Below are 23,053 nucleotides of genomic sequence, written 5' to 3' on the forward strand. Positions count from 1 at the left end.
TAGTGGCGCGAGCATAACGACCGTGCCGTGAGGAGCTTTCCACGCACGTTAACGCCGGCTGTTTGCGGTTTGGTGACGGCCCCGCGTCTGCTCGATCTGCACGACCGCTTCACCCCGCTTGGCCGTCAAATTGCAGACCGCCCGCTCTCTGACGACACCGCATGGACCTCAAAAGTGGCTACCCGTTCTGGTCGATCCGCAACGGATTGATGCGCGCCTATCCGCGCCTGGAACAAGACGCCCACTGCGAGGTCGCCATCGTCGGTGGCGGCGTCACCGCAGCCCTGATCGCGCACGAACTGCTCAAGCACGGGCACGACGTGGTAGTGGTCGAACAACGCGAGATCGGCTGGGGTAGCACCTCGGCCAGCACCGCCTTGCTGCAATACGAAATCGATACGCCGATGATCGAGTTGGCCAGGCAACACGGCATGACGGCGGCCGCGCTCGCTTACGGCGCGTGCGCGCAGGCCATCCTCGACCTGCAGGGCCTGTGCAATACGCTGGGCGGCTGCGACTTCACCCGCCAGGACAGCCTGTATTACGCGAGCCGGGCACGCGATCTGAAAGATTTACGCAGCGAGCTGGAGGCACGCCAGGCGCATGCCTTGCCGGTGGAGTGGATCGAGCGCGCACCGCTATGGCACAACTACGGCGTACGCTCGGAGGGCGCGATCCTCAGCCGCCTGGCCGCCAGCGTCGACCCGTACCGGCTGTGCTATCGCCTGCTCGCCGAGTGCGAGCAGTACGGTGCGCGCATCTACGACCGCAGCACGATTGCCACGCTCGAACCTCACGACCAGCACGTGGTATTGCGCACCCAGGATGGTGTCAGCTTGCGCGCGCGCCACGTGATCATGGCTGCCGGTTATGGCAATCAGCAGTGGCTATCGCAACGCGTGGCGCGCAATCGCAGCAGCTACGCATTCGTGACCGACCCCTTGCACGACAGCGAGATGGGCGCGCTCAAGCACACCATGATGTGGGAAACCGCGCGTCCGTATCTGTACTTGCGCAGCACGCCGGATGGGCGCGTGGTGGCCGGTGGCGAAGACGACAACGTCGATCTCCCGGCACGTCGCGATGCGCGCGTCATGCGCAAGCTGAAAACGCTGTTGAAGAAAATCGAAAAGACGATGCCGGATGTGAGCCTGCGCCCGGTGTTTGCCTGGGGCGGCACCTTCGCCGAAACCGCAGACGGATTGCCGTTCTTCGGCACCCACCCCCAATACGGGCCGCGCGTGTCGTTCGCAATGGCTTACGGCGGCAACGGCATCACCTATAGCGTAATCGGCGCCGGGTTACTGCGCGCGCAACTGGAAGGCAGATCTCATCCCTTGTCCGAGTTGTTCGGGTTCTCGCGACTGGGCTGAACCCACCACGGCCACCACCCGTGGCCGTACATCGCATAGTGATCAGCAGCCCGCTCCAGCGGATTGCGCACGTGGATGCCGCCGCACAGGACATAGACCGGCAAGAACAGCGGCCCGAGCAGCATGTATTGATAGACGTGTGCACGTTCGTGATCGCCCAGACGCACCGGAGGATGCTGGCAGCGGCCGGCGGCATGCGCATAGGTGCTGCACTGCAGATCGAGCGAGGCACCTTTCAACAGGATCACGTTGCCCAGCGTCATCGCCCCGCCCGGCCCCCATGGCCAGGCGTGGAAGACCAGTGCCAGCTCCTGGCTGGACCAGCGCGGGCGTGCGCCGAAACAGCTGCCCACCGCACCGATCGCAACACCAAGCAAAGTGTTGGGCAGCGTCCACAACGCGCCCAACACCTGCATTGCGGGCCACCCGCGCGGAGCGGGCGTCAATCGGCCTGATTGGGGATCAGCAGCCACAGGATCAGATAGACCAGGATGCCAGGGAATGCGGCAGAAGCGATCGACACGATCACAAACAACACGCGCAGCAACGTGGAACTCCAGCCGAGCCGGCGCGCGATGCCGCCGACAACGCCGGCGATCATGCGATCGTTGAGAGAACGGGACAGCGTGGTGCTGGTGGACATGGCAAGGCTCCTGCAAACGTTGCGTTTAGTCTAAAAAGACCGGCGACAGCGTGTGGTGATGGCGACGGCGGCGTGCTTGATGGCAGGCCTCTGGATCACGCCCCTCGCGCCGCGTCAGGCGTTGCCGCCACGCTCCTGCAGCCAGCGATGGATCGCCACCGGCACTTCGCGCTGCGCACGCCCGGAGACGTAGATACCGATATGCCCGCCGCGAAAACTCAGCTCGCTGTAATCGTCGCTGCCGACCAGGCCACGCAGCGCGCGCGAGGCATCAGGCGGCACCAGGTGATCGTGTTCGGCGTAGATGTTCAGCACCGGCATGTCGACGGCCTGCAGATCGACCGCCTGCCCGCCGATGCTCACCTGCCCCGTCACCAGGCCATTGCGCTGATAGAACAGCTTGACGAACTCGCGGAAGGCTTCGCCGGCCAGGTCGGGCGAATCGAAGATCCATTTTTCCATGCGCAGGAAATCTTCCAGCGCCTGCTTGTCGTCGAGGATGTCGAGCAAGCCGACGTACTTCTGCAGATTCAGCCGGAACGGCTTGAGCATCAGGTAACTGGCATTCATCAAATCCGCCGGCACGTTGCCCATCGTATCGACGAACAGATCCACATCGACCATGCGCGCCCAGTTGGAGAGCATGTTGTCGGGCGTGTGGAAATCCACCGGCGTGACCATGGTGACCAGGTTGCGCACCTTGGGCCGTTGCAACGCGGCGTAGCACAGCGAGAACGTGCCGCCCTGGCAGATGCCGAGCACATCGACCGCATCCAGACCTGATTGCGCACGCAGATGATCCACCGCGCCATCGATATAGCGCAGCAGATAATCCTCGAGTGTGAGGTAACGCTCGGAGCGGTCCGGGTAGCCCCAGTCCAGCACATAGACATCCTGGCCATGACTCAGCAAGCCCTTGACCAGCGAGCGGTCGGCCTGCAGGTCGACCATGTACGGACGATTGACCAGCGCGTAGACGATCAGCAGCGGCGTCTTGGCCACCGGTGCCTGTTCGCCAACGAAGCGATACAGCACCACCTTGCCGTCGCGCCAGATTTCTTCGCGCTCGGTGACGCCGTAATCCACGTCTTCCACACCGGGCAGCAGCTTGAGCCCCTCGCGCAGCTTGCGCTGCATCGACAAGGTTTCCTGCATGAGGTCTTCGGCGCTGAATCCCAACGGGCCTTTCATGCCTGCGCTCCACGTGGCTTGCGTGCGGCCGCCTTGCTGACGGGTTTGCCAGTGGCTGGCCTGGAGACCGGCTTCGAAGCGGTCGCTTGTTTGGCCGGAGAGTGTTTGGCCGGAGACTTTTTAGCTTCAGTCTTTTTCGCTGCGGTCTTTTTGACGGCGCTCGCTGCATGCGCTGCTTCGGACACTGCGCTCGCCTTGGACGACGACGCACGCTTGGCCGTGGCCGATGCCACCGGATCTGCTGCCGGCGCTGCCGCAGGTTTGCTCGCCGGGCTCGCTGCAGTGCGCAGCATCCGCCGCACCGCGCGCTCCAGCTCGGCAATACGGCGATGCGCAGCATCCATCTCCGACCGGGTCGGCATGCCGAAGCGCTCGCTCAGTTGCTCCACTTCTTCCTGCAGTGCGGCGCGCAGGCGCATATGCGCGTTGGCAAAGCCGCCGTACACCTCGCGGAACCGGTCGGACAACGCAATGTCTGCATAAGACTCTTCGGCCGCTTCGATCCACAGATCGAACAAGGCGCGCGCACTGGTCAGCTGACTGCCGCTGCTTTCATGCTCGCCCAGCTTGGAGGTAAACCGCCCGAACGCCTGCTCGACGGCCGACTTGAGTTGTTCGCCATAGGCCTGCGACTGCGCTTGATAGTCCTGCTGCGCGCGTGCCAGCGTCTGCAGGCGTGCCTGATGATTGCGGTTCAAGCCGAATGCCGGCATCTGCAGCCAGGGCGCGTTTTCCTGCTGCCACTTTTCCAGGGTCTGCGCTGCCTGCTGCAGCCACGGATCGAACCCGCCCGGGCTGCCGCCGCGCAACGAGCCCAGCGTCCACTGCATCAGTTGCTCGCCCTGCCCTTGCACGGCCTGTCGCCAGGCATCGGAGACTTCGTTGGCCGAGGTATCGCGCCCGGCAAACTGCGCGGCCACCTGTTGCATCGTGCCGAACCAGTCGCCGGCCTGATTGCGGAAGCGGTCGATCGCCTCCTGCGCCTGCGGTGCGGCCTGGGTGGGCAACAACTGCGACCACCAGTCCATCGCCTTGCGCCAGTCCTGCGGTGCGTCCGTGCCCGGCCCCATGCCTGGAACCGCACCCGGCGGCGCAGCGGAGCCGGACTGGCCGTGGCGCATGGCATCTGCCCAGGCGTTCCAGTACTGGCGCGCCTTGTCCTCGTTGCCATTGTCCGAACCGCTGCTTGCCATCATCCCTTCCTGTGCCTGTTCACCGAGCCATCCTACCGCGTGTGTCCCGGCGTGCCGGTCAGGGTTTGGGAATACGCAGCGTCTTGCTGATCATCAGCGAGCCGGAAACCGCAAACAGCAGCACCAACGGATGCAGCTGCCACGGCCCGAGCTGCCACTGGCCCCACCACAGGCTTTGACCGATATGGCCACTGCTGGCGGCCACCGCAAGCAGGATCACCAGCAGCAGGCTGCTGGGAATCGGCGTGCCTTCGAAATACGGCACCTTGTCGGCCTCGCCTGCGATCTCTTCGGCGGTCACGTTGTAGCGCGCCAACCGGCTCACGCCGCAGCAGACGAAATAGCTCAGCACCAGCCAGTCCCAGCCGCCGCGCATGCCGCAGGCATAGCCCAGCGCCGCCGGCGCCACGCCGAAGGAGATCACATCGGCCAGCGAATCCAGCTCGCGCCCCAGCGTCGAGGATGCCTTGCGCCAGCGCGCCACGTGCCCGTCCAGCGCATCGAAGACGAACGCCAGCGGAATCAGCGCCATGCCCAGCAGCAGGTCGCCGCGATGGCCTTCCTGCAGAAAGCGCATCGAGGCAAACACCGCACCGGTGCCGCAGAAGGCGTTGGCCAGGGTGAACCAGTCCGCGAGTTGGAAATCGCGCAGCATCGAGAAATGGCGTTTCATGCGCAGCCTGAGGTGATTGAGGCGCAAAGGGTAACGCGCGCGCGCCACGCAGGCGACCGTTTCGCGGGACTCGGCTAGTCTGGCGGCCAGCGTTGCCGCCCTGGCCGCGCACGATTCCCGAGAAGGACACCCGATGCGCAGCATCCTGATCACCGGTGCAGGCAGCGGCATTGGCGCCGGTATCGCCACCGAGCTGGCCGCCGCTGGCCACCATCTGATCGTCAGCGATATGGACCTGGCGGCCGCCGAGCACACTGCGCGCACTCTGCGCGACGCCGGCGGCTCGGCCGAAGCGCTGGCGCTGGACGTGACCGATGACGACAGCATCGCGCATGCGCTGGCCAGCGCATCGCGCGCGCCGCAGGTGCTGATCAACAACGCCGGCCTGCAGCACGTGTCCGCGCTGGAAGACTTCCCGATGCAGCGTTGGGCCTTGCTGGTGGAGGTGATGTTGACCGGTGCCGCACGGCTCAGCCGTGCGGTGTTGCCCGGTATGCGTGAAGCCGGCTACGGGCGCATTGTCAATATCGGCAGCATCCATTCGTTGGTGGCCAGCCCGTACAAGAGTGCGTATGTCGCGGCCAAGCATGGCCTGGTCGGTCTTGCGAAAGTCATCGCGCTGGAAACCGCAGACTGCGACATCACCGTCAACACGCTGTGCCCCAGCTATGTGCGCACGCCGTTGGTGGAGCGCCAGATTGCCGACCAGGCACGCACGCGCGGCATCGCGGAGGATGCGGTGATCCGCGATGTAATGCTCAAGCCGATGCCCAAGGGCGCCTTTATCGCGTACGACGAACTGGCCGGAACGGTCGCGTTCCTGATGTCGCATGCTGCGCGCAACATCACCGGCCAGTCGATCGCCATCGATGGCGGCTGGACGGCGCAATAATCACGACTGGCGAAAATTTCACCAGTCGACTTGACAGCCTTGCGCCGCAAGGCGCGTGCACAGTTGTCCACAGACTTGCGCAGGTTTCATCCACAGCGGATGTGGAGAAGTGCTCGGTGCGGCAGCTGGGTTCAACGCAGCCTTGATATAAGAGAAAAGACCACCCTCGCGCTCGCTAGCGGACCCATGCGCTCAGATGCGCGAGTACGTCCACGATTGCATACGCCCGTCGCGATACGGCATCACGCCATGGAACGGACGCGGGTCGCCATCGAACACCAGCGGCAGGAAATTGCGGTCGCCTTCCCACATCGGCAGCTGCTCCATGCGATCGAGTGCCACCCACTCCAGCGTGCCTTCCGGGTTGGAGGCCTGCGGCTCGCCTTCGAAGCTGTGGATCAGGAAGACAAAGCCCAGCCAGTCTTCGCCGTGCTTGCCGAAGCCGGGCCAACTGATGGTGCCGCGCAATTGCATCTGGCCGCATTCCACGCCAGCTTCTTCGCGAATTTCGCGGCGCATGCCGGCCAGCACGTCTTCATGCGGTTCCACCTTGCCGCCGAGCCCGTTGTACTTGCCCAGGTGCTGATCGCCGGGGCGGGCATTGCGGTGGATCATCAAAACCTGGCTGCCGTCCGGCGACAACAGGTAGCCAAGTGTGGCGACGATAGGGGTATAGGGCATGGCATGCGATCTGACACGAAGCACATCAGTATGACCGATGCGCCATCAACAGCGGACGCGTCGTCAACCACGAGTGGGCACGGCAGCGACGCGCCCGCTCAACCGATCTGCGAACCGGCGCGCGGCGGTGCAACGTAATCGTGATCCCGGCGCAGCGTGGCGACGCCGTGACCGCGCTCGGCCAGATAGTCCAGCCACTTGCCCAGGAACGTATTCATGCGCATGCGGTGGCTGATCAGCTCCGCCGGCGGCGGGAACATGCCCATCACGTCCTGCCAGCGGCGGCCGACATAGCAATGCGTGGTCTCGGCCTGGCGCGCGTCGCGGTACAGGCGCACGTACGCGGAAGGATCGGGTTCCCCGGTCACCGGGTCGCACAGGTCGTAGGTCAGCCGCAGCTCCACCGTATAGCGGTGGCACTCGATCACGTCCAGACGCAGGTTCAGCCCATCGTCGATCGAGGACACATAGGAGCCGGGAGCGAGGTCGGCCGGTGCGAACAGCCGGGTCAGGTGCTGGAAGTTTTCTGCGTACAAACCCATCAGCCAGCCAAATCGGCTCAACTTGGGGATGCGTTCGAGTTTGCTCAGTGCTTGCGCCATAAACCGATCCTACACGCTGCGCTGCCGCACGGGCAGCATTGACGACTGCCCATCGGCAGGCCTACTTTATTCGAGCATTGTCCCGCCCGCTTGATTTCGCTTGGGTTGTCAGCAAGCCATCAGCCGCGTCGCGGCAGCACCCGGATTGTGTGTGAACGCGCCGCCTGCTTGCCCAATCCCGAATCCCGCCCCACCAATCCCGGCCTCAAAACATCTCGCGCTGCAGCCCCAGCGTGGACAACACCTTGCTGGAGATTTCCTCGATCGAGGTATTGGTGGTGCTCAAGGTGGGAATGCGCTCCATCTGGAACATGCGCTCGGCGGTGGCGACTTCACGCCGGCAGGTCTCCGCCGCGCTATAGCGCGAATTGGCGCGCCGCTCCTGACGGATCTGCTGCAGCCGCTCCGGGTCGATGGTCAGACCGAACAGCTTGCTGCGGTAGTTGCGCAAGCGCGGCGGCAAACGTTCGTTTTCCAGATCTTCTTCGGTCAACGGATAGTTGGCGGCGCGGATGCCGTAATGCAATGCCAGATAGATGCAGGTGGGCGTCTTGCCCGCGCGCGACACTGCGACCAGGATCACATCGGCCTCGTCGTAATTGAGCGCGATGCCGTCATCGTGGCTCAGCGCGAAATTCATCGCATTGATGCGGCGGTGATAGGTCTCGAAGTCCACCATGCCGTGCGCGCGGCCCACCAGCGAGTGCCGCGGCGCGTTGAGTTCGCGCTCCAGTGGCTCGATGAAGGGCGCGAACACATCCAGCATCAACGCGCCGCTTTCGGCCAGGATCATGCTCAATTGTGGGTCGACGCACGAATTGACCACCACCGGGCGCACCTGGTACCGCTCGCCTGCGGCACGAATGCGCAGCGCGGCATCGCGCGCTTTTTCTGCATCGTCAATGAACGACATGCGGTCGGTGACAAAGTTGAATCCACTGAACTGGGTGAGCAGGCTATGCCCAATCGTTTCAGCGGTGATACCGGTTCCATCGGAGACGTAGAACACCGGTCGAATTGTTGACATCAAGGCCACCTCTTTGAACTGGTGTTCAAAACTTACGGGTTCATGCTTGTGCAGATTCCGCTGTGCACTGCATCATAGCGGCTTCTTCCTACGGTCGCGGCCATCCAGCCCGCTCGGGCGATGGCCTTACGGAGCATCGCGCTTGAACGAGAATATCCTGTGGTTGCATGAGCTACGCCTGGTCGATCTGGCCCGCGTAGGCGGTAAAAATTCCTCGCTTGGCGAGATGATTGGCAACCTGGCCGGGCTTGGCGTTTCGGTTCCCGGTGGATATGCGACCACTGCGGAAGCTTTCAAGGACTTCATCGCCCACAACGATCTGTCCAAACGCATCTTCGACAAGCTGGCCACGCTGGACGTGGAAGATGTCACTGCGCTCACCATCGCCGGCAAGGAGATCCGCGGCTGGGTGATCGATGCGCCGCTGCAACCCGAACTGGACCGCGACATCCGCACCGCCTACGAACAGCTGTGCGCCGAAAACGGCGGCGGCGAAGTGGCAGTGGCAGTGCGTTCGTCGGCAACGGCCGAAGATCTGCCGGATGCCTCGTTCGCCGGTCAGCAGGAAACCTTCCTCAACGTGACCGGCGCCGACGATGTGGTGCACAAGGTCAAGGAAGTGTTCGCCAGCCTCTACAACGACCGTGCGATTGCCTATCGCGTGCATCACGGGTTCAAGCACGAAGACGTGTTCCTCTCGGCCGGCGTGCAGTTGATGGTGCGCTCGGGCGTCGGTGCGGCCGGCGTGCTGTTCACCCTGGACACCGAATCGGGTTTCCGCGATGTGGTATTCGTCACCTCCAGCTTCGGACTGGGCGAGATGGTCGTGCAAGGCGCGGTCAACCCGGACGAGTTCTATGTCTACAAGCCCACACTCAATGCAGGCAAGCCGGCGATCCTGCGTCGCTCGCTCGGCAGCAAGGCGATCCGCATGGTGTATTCGGATGTGCCCGGCGAGCGTGTGCGCACCGAGGACACGCCGGTGGAACTGCGCAACACCTTCTCGATCAGCGACGAAGACGTGCAGGAGCTCTCCAAGCAGGCGCTGGTGATCGAAAAGCATTACGGCCGCCCGATGGATATCGAGTGGGCCAAGGACGGTGTCAGCGGCAAGCTGTTCATCGTGCAGGCGCGCCCTGAGACGGTGAAGTCGCGCAGTCATGCCACCCAGATCGAGCGTTTTTCGCTGGATGCCAAGGATGCCAAGATCCTGGTCGAAGGCCGCGCGGTCGGTGCCAAGATCGGTAGCGGCGTCGCGCGCGTGGTGCGCTCGCTGGACGATATGAATCGTGTGCAGGCCGGCGATGTGTTGATCGCCGACATGACCGATCCCGATTGGGAGCCGGTGATGAAGCGCGCCTCGGCGATCGTCACCAACCGCGGCGGCCGCACCTGCCATGCGGCGATCATCGCGCGCGAGCTCGGTGTGCCGGCCGTGGTCGGCTCGGGCAATGCCACCGACATGATCAGCGATGGCCAGGAAGTGACGGTGAGCTGCGCCGAAGGCGATACCGGCTTCATCTACGACGGTCTGCTGCCGTTCGAGCGCACCACCACCGATCTGGGCAACATGCCGCCTGCCCCGCTCAAGATCATGATGAACGTGGCCAACCCGGAGCGTGCGTTCGACTTCGGTCAGCTGCCCAATGCCGGCATTGGTTTGGCGCGTCTGGAAATGATCATCGCCGCGCATATCGGCATTCATCCCAATGCGCTGCTGGAATACGACAAGCAGGACGCCGACGTCCGCAAGAAGATCGACGCCAAGACCGCCGGTTACGGCGATCCGGTGAGCTTCTACATCAACCGTCTAGCCGAAGGCATCGCCACGCTGACCGCCTCGGTGGCGCCCAACACGGTGATCGTGCGGTTGTCGGACTTCAAGTCCAACGAGTACGCCAACCTGATCGGCGGCTCGCGTTACGAGCCGCATGAAGAAAACCCGATGATCGGCTTCCGCGGCGCCAGCCGTTACGTCGACCCGTCCTTCACCAAGGCGTTCGCGCTGGAGTGCAAGGCGGTGCTGAAGGTGCGCAACGAGATGGGCCTGGACAACCTCTGGGTGATGATCCCGTTCGTGCGCACGCTGGAAGAAGGTCGCAAGGTGATCGAGGTGCTGGAGCAGAACGGCCTGAAGAAGGGCGAGAACGGACTGAAGATCATCATGATGTGCGAGCTGCCGTCCAATGCGCTGCTGGCCGATGAGTTCCTGGAGATCTTCGACGGCTTCTCGATCGGTTCCAACGATCTGACCCAGCTGACATTGGGCCTGGACCGTGACTCCTCGATCGTGGCGCATCTGTTCGACGAGCGGAATCCGGCGGTCAAGAAGCTGCTGTCGATGGCGATCAAGTCCGCGCGCGCCAAGGGCAAGTACGTCGGTATCTGCGGCCAGGGGCCGTCGGATCACCCGGAACTGGCCGAGTGGTTGATGCAGGAAGGCATCGAGTCGGTGTCGCTGAATCCTGACACCGTGGTCGACACCTGGTTGCGTCTGGCCAAGTTGAAGAGCGAGAGCTGATGGGAATGTTGGGTGTGGTGTGGGCGGCGGCTGCAGGAGCAGTCGCCGCAAAGCCGGCAGCGGCGGCCACCAAGGTGGCGGAGCCGGCGTTCAATTGGGCCAACATCCCGTGGGCGCAGTACGCGCTCAATTGGGGGCTGGCGCTGCTGATCGTGGTGGTCGGCATGTGGCTGGCCAAGCAACTCAGCCAGTGGCTGCATCGTGCGCTGACCCGCGCGCGTATCGAGATCACGCTGACCAACTTCCTGCGCAACGTGCTGTATGCGTTGTTGCTGGTGCTGGTGTTCGTCAGCGCGTTGAGCAAGATCGGCGTGCCGCCAACCTCGCTGATCGCGGTGCTGGGTGCGGCCGGTCTGGCGGTCGGTCTGGCGTTGAAGGATTCGCTGTCCAACATCGCCGCAGGCGTGATGCTGATCGTGCTGCGACCGATGCGCGATGGCGACCATGTCGTGATCGCAGGCCAGGAAGGCATCGTGGACGAGATCCGGATCTTTCAGACCCGGCTGCGCTCATTCGACGAACGCATGATCACCCTGCCCAACAGCACGATCACCACCTCACCGATCGTCAACTACAGCACCCTGCCCAACCGTCGCCTGGAAGTGACCGTGGGCGTGGGCTACGGCGACGATCTGAAAAAAGCCCAGCAGCTGTTGCTGCAGATCGCCAAGGAGAATCCGAACTTGCTGGATTCGCCGGCACCGTTCGTACAGGTCACCAACCTGGGCGAGAGCACGGTGGATCTGATGTTGTTTGCGTATGCCACCAACGGCAACTTCGGTGCGGCCAAGAGCACCACGCTGGAACAGATCCGCAACCAGCTGCTGGAAAACGGGCTCAATATCCCGTACCCGCAGCGCGACCTGCATGTGTATCACCACGATGCCGACGGCAAGCCGATCTCGGATCTGTTGCTGAAAGGCATCGCCGATGATGGCGATGTGAGCAAGGGGCCGTCGTTGGCGCGTTGAGTGCGTTTTCGCGTGTAAAGCAATCTGTCATGCAAAAGGCCGCATCCAGTGATGCGGCCTTTTTGTTGTGTGGCGTCTCCGGCGCCTGCTGCATCGAACGGATGAGCCTGAAGATACGCAATTTCCAAGTCGCAACGTTCGCTGCACACCAGTTGCAGCACGCCGTCGGCGTGCCGCGAACCAATGCCGCCCTTATCCCTGCGCGCCGCCCTGGTTGGCACCGCCCAACGCGCCCATGAACTGCCTGTAATGTCGCAACTCGTCGATCGAATCACGCACGTCGCTCAGCGCGGTATGCGCCGAGCTCTTGGCAAACCCATTGGCCACCGTCGGCGCCCAGCGGCGTGCCAGTTCCTTGATGGTGGACACGTCGAGATTGCGGTAGTGGAAGTAGCGCTCCAGGCGCGACATCTGCCGGTGCAGGAAGCGGCGATCCTGGCAGATCGAGTTGCCGCACATCGGCGAGGCGCCGGCGCGGATCCATTCGCTCAGGAACGCAACGGTCTGCGCTTCGGCCTGCGCATGGGTGACTTGGCTGTCGAGCACGCGTTGCCACAGGCCCGAACGGCGATGCTGATTGCGGTTCCATTCGTCCATCGCTTCGAGTTTTTCCAGCGGATGGGCGATGGCCAGTTCCGGCCCCTCGGCAAGCACGTTCAACTGCGCATCGGTGACGATGGTGGCGATCTCGATGATGGAGTCGCGATCGGTATCCAGCCCGGTCATTTCCAGATCGATCCAGATCAGTCGGTCGTTGCCCGCAAGGTTGTCTGCCATATCGCCGTCCTGTGGAGGGCCGTCGCCGGCCAGATGCTGAAGGGCGCGCATCATACCGCGGCCGCGCCGCTCAGGGCGCGAGGGGCGGCTTGCCACGCTTGGCCCTGAAGTAATTGGTCAGCCGCAGGCTCGCTTCTGCTGCGAGCACCCCGCCGCTGACCTGCACACGATGATTGTGACGCGGGTCGGCCAACAGGTCGAACACGCTGCCGCAGGCGCCGGTCTTGGGGTCGCTGGCGGCGAACACCACCCGCGCGATACGCGCATGGATCATCGCCATCGCACACATCGCGCACGGCTCCAGGGTGACGTACAAGGTGCAGCCGATCAGCCGGTGATTGGCCAGCCGGCGGCCGGCCTCGCGCATGGCCATGATTTCGGCATGCGCAGTAGGGTCGTGGCTGGCGATATTGAAGTTCCAGCCTTCGCCCAGCACGTTGCCATCGGCATCGACCAGCAACGCACCCACCGGGATCTCGTCATAGTCGCGCTCGGCACGCTCGGCCAGTTGCAGGGCGCGCTGCATCCATTGCTGGTCTATCGGCGACCGCGCCGCGTCGAAGGGCATCTCCACCGATGTGCTCACGCAGCGCTGCCGCCCTGGCGATCCAGGAAGGCGGCGAACGCGGCAACGGTGGCTTCGCTGACATGGTGCTCAATGCCCTCGGCATCGCGGCGCGCGGTGGCTTCGTCGATGCCCAGCGCCAGCAGGAAGCGCTCGACGATCTGATGGCGCTGCCGGCTGGACGCGGCCAGCGCCTCGCCGGCCGGGGTCAGGAACACGCCGCGGTACGGGCGCTGCACCACCCAGCCATCGCGCACCAGCCGCTTGAGCATCTTGGCCACGGTCGGCTGGGCCACGCCCAGGCGCGCGGCGATATCGACCTGACGCGCTTCGCCACCGTCGACCAGCAGATCGGAGATCAGCTCCACATAATCCTCGACCAACTCGGCGCGGCGCGCTTCGCGCACCTGACGGAAGCTTTCCATATGCACCTGCGCATCGATCAGCACCGGCGCGGCGGCTTCCTGTTCTTCGCTCTTGCCCACCCTCTTCCTCGTCATCGCGTCCGGCGCGAGTGCCGGTCTGCGTAGTGTGAAGCACACCGCCGATCATTACGATTTAAATTGCCAATGCTCAATAGCATAGCAGTTGCTATATCATCGCTCCGATCCATTGCCGACACCGTCTCGCATGTCCGCCGACACCCTCTCGCCCACTCATCCGCCCACCCCAGTAGCGCATTCCGCCAGCGGCGGTCTGGGCGAGCACCACGCCAGTGTCGCCGTGCCCAAGGACGGCCACTGGTGGTTCCGCTTGCTGGCGTTTCTGGGGCCGGGCTACATGGTGTCGGTGGGTTACATGGACCCGGGCAACTGGGCCACCGATCTGGCCGGCGGCTCGCAGTTCGGCTATCTGCTGCTGTCGGTGATCCTGCTGTCCAACGTAATGGCGATCGTGTTGCAGAGTTTGTCGGCACGCCTGGGCATCGCGACAGGGCTGGATCTGGCCCAGGCCTGCCGGGCGCGTTACCCGCGCGGGGTGAACCTGGCGCTGTGGGGATTGTGCGAGCTGGCGATCATCGCCTGCGACCTGGCCGAAGTGATCGGCACCGCCATCGCATTGAAGCTGTTGTTCGGCATCCCGCTGACCATGGGCGCGATCATCACCGCGGTCGATGTGGTGTTGGTGCTGCTGCTGATGAACCGCGGTTTCCGCGCGCTGGAAGCGTTCGTGATGGCGTTGCTGCTGATCATCTTCGTGTGCTTCGGCATCCAGATCGCGCTGGCCGCACCGCCGATCGCGGCGGTGTTGGGCGGCTTCATTCCGCGTGCGCAAGTGATCACCGACCCGCAGGCCTTGTATCTGGCAATCGGCATCATCGGTGCGACGGTGATGCCGCATAACCTGTATCTGCATTCGTCGATCGTGCAGACGCGTGCGTATCCGCGCACCGATGTCGGGCGCAAGTCGGCGTTGCGCTGGGCGGTGACCGACAGCACCGTGGCCTTGATGTTCGCGTTGTTCATCAATGCCTCGATCCTGATTCTGGCAGCGGCGGTGTTTCATGCGCAGGGCCGCACCGATGTGCAGGAGATCGAACAGGCACATGCGCTGCTGGCGCCGATGCTGGGCGTGGGCCTGGCTTCCACCTTGTTTGCGGTTGCGTTGCTTGCTTCAGGCGTGAACTCCACGGTGACTGCAACGTTGGCCGGTCAGATCGTGATGGAAGGATTCTTGCAACTGCGGCTACCCCCGTGGATACGCCGCCTGCTGACCCGCGGCATCGCCATCGTGCCGGTGGTGATCGTGACCTGGCTGTACGGCGAAGCCGGTACTGCGCGGCTGCTGGTGCTCAGCCAGGTGGTGTTATCCATGCAGCTGCCGTTTGCGGTGATTCCGCTGGTGCGCTTCGTGTCGGATCGTCAATTGATGGGTGCGCTGGTGGCACCGGCGTGGCTGGTACGCATCGCCTGGGTGATCGCGGCGGTGATCGTCTGTTTGAACATCAAGTTGTTGTGGGATACCGCGCTGCAGTGACTGGCGATATCGGTTGGGGCTGAGCGAGCCTCATCGACTCGCCATCCATTCGAAGCGCGTGTGCGATCGCCTGCACGATGCATGCTCTTGCCGCACGACCGAGTCTGCTTGACCAGCGTGTTTCGCAGCCGCCGCTTGCTTTGATCGACCAGATCACAGTCAGCGTGCACCCCTGCGACAGTGCGCACGCGTGTGCAATCTGCTTGCTGCTTGCGCGGGTCTACTGAGTGGATGCACCGGTGTGTCCACGGCCTGCGCTGCATTCGCGCTGCGCTTCGCAGAGACAGCCATGACGCTTCACGCTGTCACGCGACGCCCGGGATGCATGCCCTCGCCCACAGGAGTGTTTATGCATCCGTTCGAGCCCACTCCGGCCGACGCCGGACGCCGCAGCTTTCTCATCTCCAGCACGGCCGCCGTGGCAGCGTTGTCCTTGCCCGCTCTCGCCAGTGCCGCCGCAGCCGTGCGCGCACCTCCCTCCACACCGCCCCACCCGACCAACAACGGAGTCAACCCGATGTCCAATTTCGTCACCCGCCCCGACGGCGCCAACATTTTCTACAAGGATTGGGGCAAGGGCCAACCGGTCGTGTTCTCGCACGGCTGGCCGCTCAGCGCCGATGCCTGGGATGCGCAAATGCTGTTCATGGGCCAACACGGCTTCCGTGTGATTGCGCACGATCGTCGCAGCCACGGTCGCTCGACCCAGACCTGGGACGGCAACGACATGGACACCTACGCCGACGATCTGGCTGCGGTGATCGAAAAGCTGGATCTGAAAGACGCGATCCTGGTCGGGCATTCCACCGGCGGTGGCGAAGTGGCGCATTACGTGGGCCGCCATGGCAGCAAGCGTGTGGCCAAGGTCGTGCTGGTCGGCGCGGTGCCGCCGCAGATGGTCAAGAGCCCGACCAATCCGGGCGGCCTGCCGCTGAGCGTGTTCGACGGCATTCGCGAAGGCGTGGCCAAGGATCGTTCGCAGTTCTATCAGGATCTGACCACGCCGTTCTTCGGCGCCAACCGTGACGGCAACAAGGTCACCCAGGGCATGCGCGACTCGTTCTGGCTGCAGGGCATGCTGGGCGGCCACAAGGGCCAGTACGACTGCATCAAGGAATTCTCCGAGGTCGACTACACCGCCGACCTCAAGAAGATCGATGTGCCGGCGCTGGTGGTACATGGCGACGACGACCAGATCGTGCCGATCGATGCGTCGGGCAATTTGTCGGCCAAGATCATCAAGCACGCCGAACTGAAGATCTATGCCGGTGCGCCGCATGGTCTACCGGTCACCCATGCCGACCAGTTCAACAAGGATCTGCTGGCGTTCGCAAAAGCCTGATCTGTTTTGAATCGCTGAGAGAAGGCCGGCTTGTGAGAGCCGGCCTTTTTTTGGCGATACTGAGGGTGTGCTTAAAAGCAGCTAACACACCCTAGCGAGCGGTCGTGAGATAGGCGCGGACGGCGCGTGGGAACTGCCGTGTACGAGTGGTACCTGCCGATTTCGAGCATTGTTCGCACTAGCGTGGCAGTGAGCGCAGTAGTTTTGTTAGCCGCAACTTATTGGATGCATTTTTTATTGGATGCTGTCACAAGCCTGGTTGGTCGAGCGCGCGGTGCCCTCGCCGCTCGCGGGACACGCCGCAAGTACGTCCATGTAGGCTCGGTGGCGGCATCCATGCCGCCACACGGTCCCGCAATCGGCGAGGGCACCGCACCAGGAAGTCTGCCGGTTGATTTGTTGAAACCTGCCCGTCGATCGCGTGGCGCTGCGAAGCTGATCCGTCGCGGTGTTATCCAGACAACACACCATGCCTTGCTTGCAACCATGCACACCGACCATCTCCACTGGTCCTTGCCCGCCCACCGTCGCGGGACCTTACGCGGCATGGATGCCGCGTAAGAGCCTACACGGACGTACTTGCGGCGTGTCCCGCGACGGTGGGCGGGCAAGGGCCCTGCAGCAAATCAACAGATCAGCCGCCCTGCACCGAAGACCCAGATCAGCCGCTCCGCAACAGACCGGCATGAAGTAGTTTTTTCAGCCGCTCCAACACATCAATTCGACATCATTGATTCGTCAGTGCATCTGCGTCACCAGCGCCTACCAAACATCGTGCTGAGTTAACGCAGCACCCAATCGGCCAGCAAAAACCCGCCACTCATCGCGACCACTAATAACGCGCCAGTGAGGCGTGGCGGTGCCGGCAACGGCAGATCCAGCAGCCGGCAACCGACACCAATTGCCAATGCGAGCAGTACGCCAAGCAATGCCAGGCTCATCCTTCGCCATGCCCCGCAACGCGGCCGCTGGGCCCGCCGCAATGCACCAGGTTGCGCGCAGCACGGCGGGCCAGAAAGCGGTCGGCCAATGCGTAGCCGCAGGTCATCGCCAGCACCAGCAGCGCGCCTACAAAAGCTGTCGGTGCAGGCGATGGAATGCCCGCCGCGCGGCAGCCGAAGCCGATTGCCACACCCAGCACAACACCGCTGATGAATTTCCAGTTCACGGTCATCAGATGTCCGAATGCGCATGCGGTGGAACGGCCACGCCACCGCCACCGACAAAATGCCGCACCACCGGCGCACGCTCGCCTTGATGCAAAGCGCGGATCCGCTCCTGCAACTGGCGGTCGTCGCCGGTAACGCGTTCGTGCTGGCGCAAGTGCTCCAGCCACGAGGCGACGATGAAATATTCCAGCTGCACGCCAGGCGTTGCGGCGTCTTCGGCCACCCCCCAGACCACTGCGCCATCGCGGCGGCGTGCGTTGCCGAGTTGCGTCATCAATTGGATGAACGCGGCACGTGCATCTACGGCAATGCGGTATTCCACTGTCACCAGTACCGGGCCGCGATCGTGTTCGACCATGTCCGATTGCGCAGGCGTGGGCCAGTGTCCCCCGGGTGCAAGGTCCAGCTGTTCGGTGCCGGCAATGCGCGCGCGCTTGACCAGTACCGCCGCAATCACCGCACCGGCGGCGGCGATCTGCAGCGCAGTGGCAATCGAGGTGCGTTGCGCCAACGCACCCCACAGCAACGAGCCGCTGGCCATGCCTGCAGAAAACACCACGATGTACAACGACAGCGCACGCGCACGCACCCATGCCGGCACCGACGTTTGCGCGGCGATCTGCAGCGACGACAGCACGGTGATCCAGGCTAGCCCATTCACCACCATCACCACGCACAACACGCCGATCTGGCGCGACAACGCGAGCCCCAACAGCGATGCCGCGCACACCAAGGTGGCGACGAACACCAGCAGATCGCGGTCGTACCACGCGCGCAGCCGCGGCAACAGCAATGCGCCACTGATCGCACCGATCCCGATACAGCCCAGCAAGATGCCGTAACTGCCCGCGCCCAGTTGCATCTCGCGGCGCACTACCAAGGGCAACAATGCCGTCAGCGCGCTGGCAAACAGAAAAAATCCGCCGGCTTTGATCAACACCGCCTGCAGCACACCGGCACGCGCGGCGTAACGCAAGCCGGCGCGCAAGCCGGCGCCAAAACTCTCCGGTGGCAACGCCGAGGCATGCGTCTCGCGGCGCCAACGCCACACCACCCACAGCATCAATCCGAAGGTGAGCCCATTGAGCAGGAAGGCCCATGGCGGGCCGAACTGCGCCACGATCAGGCCGCCTATCGCCGGGCCGATCGAGCGTGCGATGTTCATTCCAATCGAGTTGAGCGCCACTGCCGAGGCCAGCATCGGGCGCGGCACCAGCTCCGACACGATCGCCGCCTGTGCCGGCATCGCCATCGCCGCGCCGGTGCCCATCGCAAAGGTCAGGCCCACCAGCACCCAGGGGGTGAGCAACTGCAGATGCGACAGCAGTGCCAACATGCCGGCCACCAGCAACATCCACGCTTGCGTGAACATCAGATAGCGGCGCCGGTCGACGATGTCAGCCAGGGTGCCGGCCGCCAGCGCAAACAATACCACCGGCAAGGTGGTGGCCGATTGCACCGCCGCCACCATCAACGGCGAGCCGGTCTGTTCGGCCATCACCCACGAAGCGGCGACATCGTTGATCCAGGTGCCGATGTTGCTGCCCAGGATCGCCAGCCACAACGCACGGAAGACCGGCTCGCGCAGCGGTGCCCAGGCACCGCCATCGGCAGGTGCAGCGGAAGAAGTCATTGCGGCCAAGCTCCAGGCAGTGGGATGAAACAGGCGATGCGGCGGTATGCGCAACGCACGCTAGCGCACCATGGCAGCGGCATCAGAACGCGAAACACGCGCATCCCAATGCACCCCAGAAACTGCGCAGATCGTCGGACGGTGCAGCGTGCTGCGCCGCGTGGCGATGTGCGCCATGGGTGTGACAGCCGTGGCCGTGCACATGCGTGGCACCGGCAAGCCCGGTAACCACACCACCAACGTGATAGCCACCGAAACGGTTAATCGGCGACCAGTCCGGCATGGCAGGTGGCAGGGTCGGCGCCAGCGCGGCAAAGTCGCCATCGCCATGCACCACGCGCCCGCCCAACACGGTCAGCACGCTGGTGATGTCGGCGATGGCGGCATCGTCGACGTGCAGGTAATCGTTCGACAACACGATGAAGTCGGCCAGCTGCCCCACCGCCAACGTGCCCTTGTTGGCCTCGTCGCCGGAGAACCACGCACTGCCCTGCGTCCACAATCGCAAGGCCTGTTCGCGATCGAGCAGATTCTCCTCGCCATACAAGGCCAGCCCGCCTACGGTGCGGCCGGTGACTAGCCACGACAGCGCCACCCACGGGTTGTAACTGGCAACACGCGTGGCATCGGTGCCGGCACCGACCGGTACCCCGGCGGCCAGCATGCGACGCACCGGCGGTGTGTGCCGTGCGGCTTGCACGCCATAGCGTTCGACGAAGGCTTCGCCTTGATAGGCCATGCGGTGCTGCACGGCGATGCCGCCATTCAAGGCCCGGATGCGATCGATATTGCGCGGGGTGATGGTTTCGGCGTGATCGATGAACCAGTGCAGGCCATCGAACGGAATCTCCGCGTTGACCTTTTCGTAGACATCGAGAATGCGCCCGATGCTTTCGTCGTAGGTGGCATGGATGCGGAACGGCCAACGCTTTTCCACCAACAGCCGCACGACCTGTTCAAGCTCCGGCTCCAGTTCCGGCGGCAACTCCGGACGCGGCTCGCTGAACTGCTCGAAGTCGGCCGCAGAGAACACCAGCATTTCACCAGCACCGTTGTGACGTAGCAGATCGTCGCCCTTGCGTACCGGCATCATCTCGGTCCAGCCACGGAAGTCATCGACCTCCTTGCCCTTGTTCTGGGTGAACAGGTTGTAGGCGATGCGCACGCTCAGTTGATCGGCTGCATGCAACTGCTCGATGACCTGATAGTCCTCGGGATAGTTCTGGAAACCGCCGCCGGCATCGATCACCGAGGTGATACCCAGCCGGTTGAGTTCGCGCATGAAGTGGCGCGTTGAGTTGGCTTGGTATTCCAGCGGCAAGCGCGGGCCTTTGGCCAGACTTGCGTACAGGATCAGCGCGTTGGGCTTGGCCAAGAGCAGGCCGGTGGGATTGCCGAGTTTGTCGCGTTCGATACGCCCGCCCGGCGGATCCGGTGTCTGTTTGTCGTAGCCGCAGGCGCGCAGCGCGGCGCGATTGAGCAAGGCGCGGTCGTACAGATGCAGCAGAAATACCGGCGTGTCCGGTGCGATCGTATTGATCTCATCCAATGTGGGCAGACGTTTTTCGACGAATTGATGCGCGGTGAAACCGCCGACTACGCGCACCCATTGCGGCGCAGGCGTGCGATCGACCTGCGCCTTGAGCATTGCCATCGCATCGGCCAGCGAACGCACGCCGTCCCAGCGCAACTCGAGGTTGTAATTCAGCCCGCCGCGAATCAGATGGGTATGGCTATCGTTGAGGCCGGGCAGCAGGCGTCGACCCTGCGCATCGATGACGCGTGCGCCCTTAGCTAGCGCCATGACGTGTGCATCGTCGCCGACCGCGACGATGCGTCCATCGGCCACCGCAATTGCGCTGGCACTGGGCTGGCGCGGATCCAGTGTGGTGATGCGCGCATTGCGAACGACAAGATCGACCATGTCAGGTGCCTTGGAAGTCGGCGAGCTGGCGGCAGACACGACGCCCGGGAGTGCAGCAACCGCGAGGCTGGCCGCAGCGCCCTGCAGCAGTTGACGTCGTCCGGCATCGTGTGAGGGGTTGTTGCTCATCTGGCGACGCGCCTGCGCCATCCATCCAGCGACCAGTCGCCGCCACCGGTGCCGATCAGTGCCAGCAAGACCAGCAGCCACATCAGCGGATACTCCATGCCGCCGTGCATCCAGAACCAGCCGTTGGGCACTGCCAACACCACTGTGATGGCGATGAACGACGCGGCAAGCGTCGCACTGGCGCGCGTCCATGCGCCGAGCAAGACCGTAACGCCGGACAAGGCCTGTACCAGTGCCAACACCAGCGGCAACGGTGCCGCTGCAGGAAAGCCAAAGTGCTGCAATTCACCAGCAAAGCCGACCAGGCCCGGACCACCAAACCACCCAAGCAACTTGCCTAATCCATGCGGCAACAGAAAGCCGCCACCGGCGAGGCGCAGCAGCAATACCGCAGCTGCCTGGCCGGCAGTGCCGCGCAGCAGAGAGCGGTTCAATGCCCGCCTTCCTGCGCGCCGAACATCGTCTTGGCGTACTGGATGCCGATGCCGTAGCCGCCGGCATGTGCGCGTGCGATCCCGGTGGTCAGCTCATAGGTCTCACCACGCGCCCAATCGCGCTGCAATTCCAGCAGATATTGCACGCTGGTGATCGGCGCGGCGCCGGCCTGCAGCATGCGCGCGACCGCGCGTTCGTGCGCTTCATCGCTGACATCGCCGCAGGCATCGGTGATGACGTAGACCTCAAACCCTTGCTCGATCGCCGACAGCGTCGGGCCGACGATGCACACGCTGGTCCACAGCCCGGCGATCACCAGCCGCTGCTTGCCGATGGCGTTGACGCGGTCGATCACGGCAGGATCTTCCCAGGCATTCATGCTGGTGCGGTCGTACACCGGCTCGCCGGGAAAGATCTCCGGCAGCTCGGGAAACAACGGACCGGAGAAAGACTTTTCCGCCACGGTGGTCAGGATCACCGGCACCTTGAAGCCTTTGGCACCCTTGGCAATCAGCGCCACGTTGTTGCGCAGCGTGGAGATGTCGATGGTGTGGGTGGCGAAGGCCATCTGCGATTGATGGTCGATCAGGATCAGGACGTGATCGCCGGGCGACAGCAGGCGTGTGCCGGGAACTGCAGTAGCGGTGCTCATGGGTGATGCTCCAGGGAAGTTGAAAAGGCGTGGCCGCTGCGCACTTGCGCACGCGATGTGGTCAACGCAGCGCAGGCATCCATCGCGTCTTGCGCGGCAAAGCGCGCCGGTGTGCAGCCGGTGGCATGCCGAAAGCTGCGCACGAAATGGCTCTGATCGAAGAAGCACAGATCGGTGGCGATCTGGCTGATGCTGTGACGTCTTTGGCGCAGCAACACCTGTGCACGTTCGATGCGGCGACCACGCAGGTATTCCATCGGGCTGGCACCCACCACCTCGCGAAACACGCGTGCGAAATGGAAGCGGCTCATACACGCCGCACCCGCCAATTGCGCCACGCTGATGGGTTCGCACAGATGCGTGTCGATGTAGTGCATGGCTCTGGCCACCGCACGCACACGTGGTGCAGTCGGTTGGCTGACGCATGCACTGTGCGCATCGGGGCGAGCGGCGGCGGTCAGACCTGCCATGCGGCGTCTCCGGCGTGGAATGAGCTCATGGTGAGGTCAGGTGCCGTCGCGCCCTACCCCTGATGGTGAGGCAAATCGCTCACTCTTTCGGGGGTATCGATCGACGTGCTCGGCAGTAGAGAACGCAGGCAACCGATCACAACCGCATCGCCAGCCTGCACGTTACGCCGCTCATCACCACAATCGCCCCGCCCTATAGTTGCGTACAGCGCA

Annotated in this window: 24 protein-coding genes and 1 other RNA gene; 6 read left to right on the forward strand and 19 right to left on the reverse strand. The window is 63.7% G+C overall.

Going from position 1 to position 23,053, the window contains the following annotated elements; translation table 11 throughout:
- The first annotated feature begins 161 nt into the window (after positions 1-161).
- Complete coding sequence (locus NMB96_RS18275; RefSeq protein WP_023904113.1) at positions 162-1,373, forward strand: NAD(P)/FAD-dependent oxidoreductase; 1,212 nt, start codon at positions 162-164, stop codon at positions 1,371-1,373.
- Here NMB96_RS18275 and NMB96_RS18280 read toward each other — a convergent pair.
- The 5 genes from NMB96_RS18280 to NMB96_RS18300 all read right to left on the reverse strand — a co-directional run bounded on the left by NMB96_RS18280 (position 1,331) and on the right by NMB96_RS18300 (position 5,073).
- Positions 1,331-1,789 (reverse strand): hypothetical protein, encoded by a 459-nt coding sequence (locus NMB96_RS18280; RefSeq protein ID WP_043889233.1) that lies wholly within the window; start codon positions 1,787-1,789, stop codon positions 1,331-1,333. The genes NMB96_RS18275 and NMB96_RS18280 overlap by 43 nt on opposite strands.
- A 26-nt stretch (positions 1,790-1,815) precedes the next feature.
- Entirely contained in the window at positions 1,816-2,016 is a 201-nt protein-coding gene (locus NMB96_RS18285; protein WP_006450932.1) for a PspC domain-containing protein, read from the reverse strand.
- 114 nt (positions 2,017-2,130) lie between these two features.
- On the reverse strand, positions 2,131-3,207 hold the full coding sequence (locus tag NMB96_RS18290; RefSeq protein ID WP_023904114.1) for a class III poly(R)-hydroxyalkanoic acid synthase subunit PhaC: 1,077 nt from the start codon (positions 3,205-3,207) through the stop codon (positions 2,131-2,133).
- Positions 3,204-4,403: a class III poly(R)-hydroxyalkanoic acid synthase subunit PhaE gene (gene phaE / locus NMB96_RS18295; RefSeq protein WP_043889234.1), complete on the reverse strand. Its 1,200-nt coding sequence runs from the start codon at positions 4,401-4,403 to the stop codon at positions 3,204-3,206. The genes NMB96_RS18290 and phaE overlap by 4 nt, the downstream gene beginning before the upstream one ends.
- A 55-nt stretch (positions 4,404-4,458) precedes the next feature.
- Positions 4,459-5,073 (reverse strand): CDP-alcohol phosphatidyltransferase family protein, encoded by a 615-nt coding sequence (locus tag NMB96_RS18300; protein ID WP_043889235.1) that lies wholly within the window; start codon positions 5,071-5,073, stop codon positions 4,459-4,461.
- A gap of 133 nt (positions 5,074-5,206) precedes the next feature.
- Here NMB96_RS18300 and NMB96_RS18305 point away from each other — a divergent pair, with 133 nt between their 5' ends.
- Complete coding sequence (locus tag NMB96_RS18305) at positions 5,207-5,965, forward strand: 3-hydroxybutyrate dehydrogenase (RefSeq protein ID WP_255085369.1); 759 nt, start codon at positions 5,207-5,209, stop codon at positions 5,963-5,965.
- Between the two features lie 192 nt (positions 5,966-6,157).
- Here NMB96_RS18305 and NMB96_RS18310 read toward each other — a convergent pair whose 3' ends face one another.
- The 3 genes from NMB96_RS18310 to ppsR form a co-directional block, all read right to left on the reverse strand.
- Complete coding sequence (locus NMB96_RS18310; RefSeq protein ID WP_006450927.1) at positions 6,158-6,646, reverse strand: NUDIX hydrolase; 489 nt, start codon at positions 6,644-6,646, stop codon at positions 6,158-6,160.
- A gap of 98 nt (positions 6,647-6,744) precedes the next feature.
- Positions 6,745-7,248, reverse strand: a complete 504-nt coding sequence (locus tag NMB96_RS18315) for a DUF1249 domain-containing protein (protein ID WP_255085370.1) — start codon at positions 7,246-7,248, stop codon at positions 6,745-6,747.
- Positions 7,249-7,453: 205 nt separating this feature from the next.
- Positions 7,454-8,275 (reverse strand): posphoenolpyruvate synthetase regulatory kinase/phosphorylase PpsR, encoded by an 822-nt coding sequence (gene ppsR, locus NMB96_RS18320; RefSeq protein ID WP_043889794.1) that lies wholly within the window; start codon positions 8,273-8,275, stop codon positions 7,454-7,456.
- A 142-nt stretch (positions 8,276-8,417) separates the two neighbouring features.
- On the opposite strand from ppsR, the gene ppsA reads away from it, so the two are divergent.
- Together ppsA and NMB96_RS18330 are read left to right on the forward strand one after the other, a co-directional pair.
- Positions 8,418-10,796: a phosphoenolpyruvate synthase gene (gene ppsA, locus NMB96_RS18325; RefSeq protein WP_255085371.1), complete on the forward strand. Its 2,379-nt coding sequence runs from the start codon at positions 8,418-8,420 to the stop codon at positions 10,794-10,796.
- Positions 10,796-11,767, forward strand: a complete 972-nt coding sequence (locus NMB96_RS18330) for a mechanosensitive ion channel family protein (protein ID WP_043889236.1) — start codon at positions 10,796-10,798, stop codon at positions 11,765-11,767. The genes ppsA and NMB96_RS18330 overlap by 1 nt, the downstream gene beginning before the upstream one ends.
- A 192-nt stretch (positions 11,768-11,959) precedes the next feature.
- Here NMB96_RS18330 and orn read toward each other — a convergent pair whose 3' ends face one another.
- The 3 genes from orn to mntR form a co-directional block, all read right to left on the reverse strand.
- A complete protein-coding gene (gene orn / locus NMB96_RS18335) occupies positions 11,960-12,544 on the reverse strand; it encodes an oligoribonuclease (protein ID WP_023904122.1) in 585 nt (194 codons plus the stop codon).
- Positions 12,545-12,614: 70 nt separating this feature from the next.
- Entirely contained in the window at positions 12,615-13,112 is a 498-nt protein-coding gene (gene tadA, locus NMB96_RS18340) for a tRNA adenosine(34) deaminase TadA (RefSeq protein WP_043889795.1), read from the reverse strand.
- A gap of 14 nt (positions 13,113-13,126) precedes the next feature.
- On the reverse strand, positions 13,127-13,594 hold the full coding sequence (mntR, locus tag NMB96_RS18345) for a manganese-binding transcriptional regulator MntR (RefSeq protein WP_043889237.1): 468 nt from the start codon (positions 13,592-13,594) through the stop codon (positions 13,127-13,129).
- 145 nt (positions 13,595-13,739) lie between these two features.
- Here mntR and NMB96_RS18350 point away from each other — a divergent pair, with 145 nt between their 5' ends.
- Both NMB96_RS18350 and NMB96_RS18355 read left to right on the forward strand, forming a co-directional pair.
- Positions 13,740-15,086 (forward strand): Nramp family divalent metal transporter, encoded by a 1,347-nt coding sequence (locus NMB96_RS18350; RefSeq protein ID WP_183086746.1) that lies wholly within the window; start codon positions 13,740-13,742, stop codon positions 15,084-15,086.
- Between the two features lie 517 nt (positions 15,087-15,603).
- Entirely contained in the window at positions 15,604-16,428 is an 825-nt protein-coding gene (locus NMB96_RS18355) for an alpha/beta fold hydrolase (RefSeq protein ID WP_043889797.1), read from the forward strand.
- A gap of 79 nt (positions 16,429-16,507) precedes the next feature.
- On the opposite strand, the gene NMB96_RS18360 is transcribed toward NMB96_RS18355, so the two are convergent.
- From NMB96_RS18360 to NMB96_RS18395, 8 genes are all read right to left on the reverse strand, one after another.
- A non-coding RNA gene (locus NMB96_RS18360) (sX9 sRNA) lies at positions 16,508-16,583 on the reverse strand.
- Positions 16,584-17,210: 627 nt separating this feature from the next.
- Positions 17,211-17,369 (reverse strand): XapX domain-containing protein, encoded by a 159-nt coding sequence (locus NMB96_RS18365; RefSeq protein WP_043889239.1) that lies wholly within the window; start codon positions 17,367-17,369, stop codon positions 17,211-17,213.
- The gene (locus NMB96_RS18370) at positions 17,366-17,596 is read right to left on the reverse strand and encodes a DUF1427 family protein (RefSeq protein WP_043889798.1); all 231 of its coding nucleotides are present in this window, start codon (positions 17,594-17,596) and stop codon (positions 17,366-17,368) included. Before NMB96_RS18370 ends, NMB96_RS18365 begins: the two co-directional genes overlap by 4 nt.
- A 5-nt stretch (positions 17,597-17,601) precedes the next feature.
- A complete protein-coding gene (locus NMB96_RS18375; RefSeq protein ID WP_255085372.1) occupies positions 17,602-19,230 on the reverse strand; it encodes an MFS transporter in 1,629 nt (542 codons plus the stop codon).
- Positions 19,231-19,312: 82 nt separating this feature from the next.
- Positions 19,313-21,154 (reverse strand): amidohydrolase, encoded by a 1,842-nt coding sequence (locus NMB96_RS18380; RefSeq protein ID WP_255086988.1) that lies wholly within the window; start codon positions 21,152-21,154, stop codon positions 19,313-19,315.
- 125 nt (positions 21,155-21,279) lie between these two features.
- Complete coding sequence (locus tag NMB96_RS18385; protein ID WP_255085373.1) at positions 21,280-21,717, reverse strand: DoxX family protein; 438 nt, start codon at positions 21,715-21,717, stop codon at positions 21,280-21,282.
- Complete coding sequence (locus NMB96_RS18390; RefSeq protein WP_255085374.1) at positions 21,714-22,370, reverse strand: hydrolase; 657 nt, start codon at positions 22,368-22,370, stop codon at positions 21,714-21,716. The genes NMB96_RS18385 and NMB96_RS18390 overlap by 4 nt, the downstream gene beginning before the upstream one ends.
- Complete coding sequence (locus tag NMB96_RS18395; RefSeq protein WP_425520893.1) at positions 22,367-22,840, reverse strand: helix-turn-helix transcriptional regulator; 474 nt, start codon at positions 22,838-22,840, stop codon at positions 22,367-22,369. Before NMB96_RS18395 ends, NMB96_RS18390 begins: the two co-directional genes overlap by 4 nt.
- Between the last annotated feature and the right edge of the window lie 213 nt (positions 22,841-23,053).

Source organism: Xanthomonas hortorum (assembly GCF_024339125.1).
GTDB classification, from domain to species: domain Bacteria; phylum Pseudomonadota; class Gammaproteobacteria; order Xanthomonadales; family Xanthomonadaceae; genus Xanthomonas; species Xanthomonas hortorum.